Genomic DNA, 7,109 nt, shown 5'->3' with positions numbered 1-7,109 from the left:
AAATGGTCATCCTTCCATCACAATTGCTCAAAGATTTCTCTCTAATGATATTGACAAACTTCTTGCCCTTGTGGAATGAATCAGCCCTGCCTTAAGAAGGGGGGCTAGGGGGGATCTAGAAGTACTTAAAATCACAGCCAAACACTTTTCAAACAACCTCTAACAGGGATAAAAACGAAAGTTGGCATAATAAAATCCCCTCTTCCTACACTCCCTAAAAAGAGAGAATTGGTTTAAAGGGGATAACTCAGGGTAATATTAGCTTTCGGAAGTTTCCTGAGAGAACTTCTTATGAATAGTTCTTGTGGATTCCCCATCAGCAGCTACCGTGATGAGATAGTCCATTAAACCATCTGAAAAGGGGAGACGTAGGTGGAAAGTACCATCGGGTTTAACTTTGATGGCATGACCACCAATGTTTACGTTGGTATTTGGTTGAGTTGCTCCATGAATAATCAACTCAGCATCAGCCACAAACCAGAAATCTCCGTGGGGACGACTGAATACCCGAACGTTAGCAGAACGGGCGATGAGTAACCAACGATCGCCATCAGCAATATAGCCAATTTCAACCATGTAATCGCGATCGCTCACGGGAATCGCCACAAAGCGATCGCGTGCTACTTCTTCAGATTCATACTGCTGGACAAGCTGGGGACTTTGATAACTCAAGTCAATGCCGGTGACATCATAGAGTCGCACTACTAATTGGGAACCACCTTGTTGTCGTAGTGCTTCAGATTGAGCTTTGGAAATCTGCCAAGAGACATAAGCCCACTTGGGAGTGCGGGGTGTGAGGATAATGCTGCTCTCTTCTGGGGCAGTTTCTGCTTCTACATCTGCCAAAGCAATAGCGGTTTCGCTTACTAATGCTACATTTTCAACAACAGGATCTTTTGTTGTCGGCTCTGTAGGCACTGGACTAAAGACACGAACGATCGCAGAACGGGCAATGAATAACCAGCGACCGCCATCAGCGACATAGCCAACTTCAGCTATGTAGTCGCGATCGCTGATGGGAATTTCCACAAAGCGATCGTGTGCTGTCTCTTCACATTCATACTGCTGGACAAGCTGAGGATTTTGATAACTCAAATCTATGCCAGTCACATCATACAGCCGCACTACCAATTGAGAGCCGCCCTGTTGTCGCAGTGCTGCTTTTTGAGCTTCGGAAATCTCCCAAGAGACTTCAGCCCATTGGAAAGTGCGGGGTGTGAGGACAATACTGCTCTCTTGTTGGACATCTACCAAATCAACATCTGTTTTATCCGCAATTGCGACATCATCAACTACCGGATCTGGATTCACTGGATTGAAGACACGAACGATCGCAGAACGGGCGATGAATAACCAGCGCTCGCCATCAGCCAGATAGCCAATTTCAGCTATGTAGTCGCGATCGCCCTGGGGAATGTCCACCAATCCTTCGTTTTCTGTTTCCTCAGATTCATACAGCTTTACCAGCTGCGGAGTTTGATAACTCAAGTCAATGCCAGTCACATCATACAGCCGCACGATCAATTGAGAGCCGCCTTGTTGCCGCAGTGCTGCTTTCTTGGCTTCGGAAATCTCCCAAGAGACATGAGCCGATCCATCAGTATCTGGTGTGAGGACAATACTGCTTTCTTCTTGAGTATCTACCAAACCAATAGCTGTTTCGCCTGCCATTGCCACATCATCAACTATCGGATCTGGATTCACAGCACTGAAGACACGAACAATTGCAGAACGGGCGATGAATAACCAGTGTTCGCCATAAGCGAGATAGCCAATTTCAGCTATGTAGTCGCGATCGCCCTGGGGAATTTCTACAATGCGATCGTGTGCTGTCTCTGCACATTCATACTGCTTTACTAGCTGCGGACTTTGATAACTCAAATCAATGCCAGTCACATCATACAGCCGCACTACCAATTGAGTACCGCCTTGTTGCCACAGTTCTGCTTTCTTAGCTGCGGAAATCTCCCAAGAGACATGAGCCGATGTATAAGTATGTGGTGTGAACACAATACTACTTTCTTCATCTGCATCAACTGCAATCGTCTCATTTGGAGCATCCGCTCCGAAAGTGCTAGCCCAAGCGCCAACTCCTGCGCCCGCTGCTAAAGCTGCGGCTGCGGCCAAATCTGTGGAGTTAGCTTCCCCAACAGTCGGCTCGGTGGGAAGTTCTTCATCTGGCAAAGTTAAAGTGGGTTCGGCTGCATCCGCTACCACATTCAATGCATCTTTACTCAATACATCTTCTGGAAATTCCGGTAAATCGAGCAGTGAGGATGTATCTGTCGCTGATGTTTCCTCATCAGCTGTCACTTCGTCAGATTCCCCTAAGGGCAATTCATCTACTGAGGCTGTATCTTCAGTTGAGGTGATACTCTCTAGCCAGTTCAATTCTGCCTGAAGTTCATCATCTACCTCATCTTCACTAATTGCTGTGTCCCAATATCCAAAATCAGATGTTGCTTGTGGCACATCTGGTAATTCTGGGAGTGGGGCTGTCACCTCAGATGAAGGCAGTTCCAGATCAGACACTTCTTCTGGAATATTACCTGGGTAAGGATATGAAGTATTGACTACAGCTGCCGGGGCTTCTATATCCCATGCAACTTCATCAGAATCAGGAGTGTATGTCTCCGTGTAATTATTGTGATTGACTGTCTCATCAATTGCATTTGGTTCTGTTTCTTTGTTGTTAAAGGTAGACCAAGTAGCCGTCCCGATGCCTGTTGCTATAGCCGCACCACCTAAAGCTGCGGCTCCTAAGTTGTTATTTTCTGAGCCATTCGCTACGCCCGATGCCGCGCCTTCATAGAGGTTAGAAGTACCATTACTTGTCTCTTGTACTAAATTTCCTGTCCCCTGAGTAGCATTTTGGTTCAGATCGGATTGTGTTTGAGCGTAGATGTTGAAAGGAGTGCGATCGGGGGTTTCTTGGTCTTGGAAGTGCGGTATTCCCTGCTCCTCCAGCGTCGTTCCATTCAGGGAAGAAACTGTGCTGGCATCGAGCGCCGCCGTTTCTTCATTGGGTGGATAAGGATTTGATTCTGGTAAATTGTCTGTTTCCTCGGTGGGCAATGGGGGTTTTTTCAGAATCCACCATAGTATAGAGCCACCCACAGTTATAAAAAAGACAGGTAGCAGCAACCACAATGGTGTTTCTTTATTTACAATTGGAGCGCTTTGTGCAGGAGCAGCCACAAAGGGCTGTTCGGCAAATGCAGAACTAGTGGCATTAGGGGAAGGCGTAGGCGCTGGTGTCGTTTGGACACCTGGAGAAGCTGCAACAGCAGGTTGTAATACGCTGGCTGCGATCGCCTTGGCTTCGGCAGTTCTACCTTTTTCTATAGCTTGCTGTCCTGCTGGTGCTAGGGTAAAGCCAAGAAAATCTACTGTGGTTAAACTCTGATCTTTTTTGTAAACGTAAACTAAAGGTTGCGAGAAGGGATATCTCGCATCAGCTGGCAAGGCTTGATGTAATTGCAGAACTCGCACACCTTTCAACTTTGACACCTGATTAGCTAATACATAGCTGATGCCGTCTTTGCCCAGTTGTTTGATGATTTCTGCGGTATTATCCTCAGTTACTTGGGTAGCATTAGCCCCTGTAGCAAATTCAGCAGTTTTGAAGGCTGGATAAGTACGAAAAGTATTGCGAGTTTCGCTCGTGTTCGGGCGATCGATTAATCGAATCTTGGCTGAAGGCGCTCCCAGTTGCGACCAATTTGTAATTTGCCCCCGAAAAATCCGGGCGAATTGCTTACTAGTCAAGCTTCCTTTGAAAGGATTGTCTGCACCAACCACGATCGCAATCTTCTCACGCTGCAAACGAACTTGTTCTAGTCCTTGAGCTTTTTCTGCTGGCGTCAACCCGCGCCCCATTGCGACTATATCGATTTTGCCATTTAGCAAATCTTTCAGCGCCTTATCAGTGCCGTTAGCAGCAACTTCAACCTTTTTACCAACAAACTGTTTTTCAAAACTTTCTTTCAGGCTTTGGTTGATTGCACTCAAGCTACTGGAACCGTCAATCCGCACTATCGGTTCATTCCGCACTGTTTGTGGCAGTGGCGAAGAGGTAGCTTCAGGTGTAGATTGTGCCAGCATCGGTGCTGATACCACCAGAGATGCTGCCATCGGGGTTGTAGCTAAGGCAACCCATAATAACAGTCTGACTATCGAAGTATCTTTTTTTTCTTGTTGCCACATAAGCCCCTTAATTAAAGTAAAAAATAGAAAGCCTGCCAGTCCTAAATCGCGATCTTTATAAAGATAATGGAGGAGACGGGCTAATTATACATCTGAGTTATATTTAGTTCTAATTGCTTCAAAGTACTTATGCTGATTTATACTTCGCTGTAGCTTGGATAGCATGATAATTTATACTATAATTGCCAAAGTCTGTTGTACTATAAATTTTTCTAAGTTATATTGCAACTTATACCAAGTTGGTGGTTTATGGCCACAATTATGAATTATTGAATTACTAAAACTGGTAAAGTGTAGCAAATTCAATATTATTTAACAATATTATTTTCAGTAGTGCTGAGTCTGAGTACTGTTAGCGGATAGCTAAGGTTTAGCCCGTGCTGAGTGCTGAGTAAAAATCCCAGTTCCTAGAACATTTTCATACAAAGCTTTTGAAACTCGTTTCATTAAGACTGTTTTAAGTGAATACTTATTTGAGATAACAATGACAATCTGGCTTATCTATCAGTGACTCAACCAAAGCATTTAAGGCAGTCGCAGCTAAAGCGCCACCTCCCAAAGTCCCTTCAACTGTAATATAAGGTATCCCTTGTTGCATCAGTTGTCGCTTGGCTGCGGGAGCATGACTAAAGCCAATGGGCATTCCAATTACTAATGCAGGCTGAATTTTTTGGTTGGCAATAGCCTCACAAGTTTCCAGAAGTACTGAGGGAGCATAACCAACTACCAGCACACAACCCTTACTTACTTGCAGCAATTTTGTTCGCCATTCTTGATGTTGCCAAAAGGCGAGTTCTGCTTCAGTGGCGGTAGTAATATGGGGGTTATCAATTAAGGTTTCGGTGTGGCATCCCAAGTGAAGCAATCGGGTTTGATCTAAAGCAGCAGCAACCGTTTGAGTATCGACAACAATTTGACAACTTGAAGATAAAGCTTCTCGACTAGCTGCGATCGCATCTCGACTCAATTTCACAAAGGATACTAAACTGACATCGCCACAAGCCAAAACCAACTGAGAAATTAAATGCTGTTCAATTTCCGAACGGTGAGACAAATCAGGTAGTAAGCGTTGTAGCGATTCGGTAAAAGCTTCCGAGTGGGTATGAATTTCAGCATCCAAGCCACTCCAGAGATTTTCCAATCCTCCCAATCCGGCTTGGGTTTCAACATCAAGTAACTTCAGTTGTGCCAAAACTTCCGCCTGGATAATTTGACAATGGCGATCGCGCCCCAATAATCCTTCTAATGCTGATGCAGTTTGCCGCAGTTGGGAAATTTGTTGCATCACCGCTCGATATTGCTGCTGAAGTTGTCCCATGAGGTTAACAGTTGTGTCGGCTTCTGGTTCCACCTCCAAAATATTGCGGATATGATTTAGCTGAAACCCTTGCTGCTTGAGTGCGACAATCCGTTGTAACCTGAGAACATCTTTTTGGGTATAGAGACGGTAATTGCTGCGCGATCGCACTGGTTGCGGTAACAGTCCCAATTGATGGTAATGTCGCACCATCCGCGGAGTTAAACCGCCTCCTACCAAGTGCGTTAACTGCTTAATTGTCAGTTCGCTACTTTTGATTTCCACAAATTACATCTTAATAAAAGTTAATTATTGTCGAGGGGGCGTTTAGGAAAGGCGATGTCTGACGACAAGCCACTGCGTGTCTACGCTTTTAGCCTAGCTTAGTTAAACTATCTGCTAACCAATAATTTTTTCTGTACATTAGCTTCTTGGATAACATTGTTGTTGCTCGTAAATACCTGAATATCTGGAACAACAGCATAATCCATGTCATGTGTGATAATTTTAATTTTCCCTGCTCCTGCTCTGCTAATAGCTTCGAGAAGTAGTAAGTCGTAGCCATCAACAGCTTGAGTTTGGAATCTGTTTAGTGCTGCATCGGTTGTTGCGTCATCTACTGTCAGATCAACAGGAACAGCAAGCGCCTTAACCTGACTCCAAGCTGACTGAACTTCGGCAACAACATTCATTCGTTCATTTGGATAATTATGACGGTATTCTTTAAGTGGCAAAAACCCATGCAATTTTTTATAAATCTCATATTCAGTTTTTTCAATGATATGAGCCAGTTCAGCTAAAATTAGCCCAGAATATGTAAGTGTGGCTCCATTTAAAATAGCTTCGTTGATATATTTAAGATAATTGCCGGATTTGGATACTTTAGTACCAAACCCAGCATTTGTATAAGTCTGCCAAAACCAGACGTTGGTATCTACAAGAAAAATATCACCCTGCTGGGGATTATCAGTTTTGATGTCGATGATATCAGCTTGGATGTTAAGATTGACCACCATGCTTTAAAAAGTTGCAGCCTGTTCTGTAATCACTGCATCAACTGCATTACGAAATTGCTCATCAGAATAGTAATGCTTTGCATTGCCAATCACACGCTTAAGAACATTCCACCCCTCAGAACTTATAGCGGTGAACTCAACCAGTCGATTAAGGTTATCTGCTGGAACATCCTTCAAGAGATGACCGATCGCAAAGTTGAAAAAAGGAGAAGCAAAGACCTGAACTCCAGTAAAATCTAATTCTACAGAGTTGCCAGCAATCAGAACTGGATGAATCTGATCGTATACCTTCTGCCCACTCTCAGCGCTGATGGCGTATTTCCCAACAAGATCAAAAATTTTGTATGCCATTCCTCTATCTCCCTCTTTAAAATAACCGCTTCTTAAGTTGATGAGCTTCAGTTGCTAGGCAGTAGTAAGATTCATCACAGCGAAGTGCAATATTAATTAAGGTTCTACCAAGATTAGTATCTTTGTTCTCACATATCATATTATCGCCTATATATTCTACAAACCTACCCACTCTGCGTTTCAAATTCATTATAAGGCTTGACATTAACATCAATGTCAAGGTTTAGCGTGAGAGAGTC

The 7,109-nt window shown here is 44.0% G+C and carries 4 protein-coding genes; all 4 read right to left on the bottom strand.

The genetic code is table 11. The annotated features are described in order from the left end of the window. Nucleotides 1-258 precede the first annotated feature (258 nt). The 4 genes from V7K44_RS29340 to V7K44_RS29325 all read right to left on the bottom strand — a co-directional run bounded on the left by V7K44_RS29340 (nucleotide 259) and on the right by V7K44_RS29325 (nucleotide 6,870). The gene (locus V7K44_RS29340; protein ID WP_334937004.1) at nucleotides 259-4,206 is read right to left on the bottom strand and encodes a DUF4912 domain-containing protein; all 3,948 of its coding nucleotides are present in this window, start codon (nucleotides 4,204-4,206) and stop codon (nucleotides 259-261) included. 469 nt (nucleotides 4,207-4,675) lie between these two features. Continuing rightward, nucleotides 4,676-5,782, bottom strand: a complete 1,107-nt coding sequence (locus V7K44_RS29335) for a precorrin-8X methylmutase (RefSeq protein ID WP_334937006.1) — start codon at nucleotides 5,780-5,782, stop codon at nucleotides 4,676-4,678. Between the two features lie 113 nt (nucleotides 5,783-5,895). Next, entirely contained in the window at nucleotides 5,896-6,519 is a 624-nt protein-coding gene (locus tag V7K44_RS29330) for a hypothetical protein (protein WP_334937002.1), read from the bottom strand. 3 nt (nucleotides 6,520-6,522) lie between these two features. Then, complete coding sequence (locus V7K44_RS29325) at nucleotides 6,523-6,870, bottom strand: STAS-like domain-containing protein (RefSeq protein ID WP_334937000.1); 348 nt, start codon at nucleotides 6,868-6,870, stop codon at nucleotides 6,523-6,525. Between the last annotated feature and the right edge of the window lie 239 nt (nucleotides 6,871-7,109).

It is taken from the genome of Nostoc sp. (genome assembly GCF_036917235.1).
GTDB lineage: Bacteria > Cyanobacteriota > Cyanobacteriia > Cyanobacteriales > Nostocaceae > Nostoc.
This window is presented reverse-complemented; position numbering and strand designations above follow the sequence as displayed.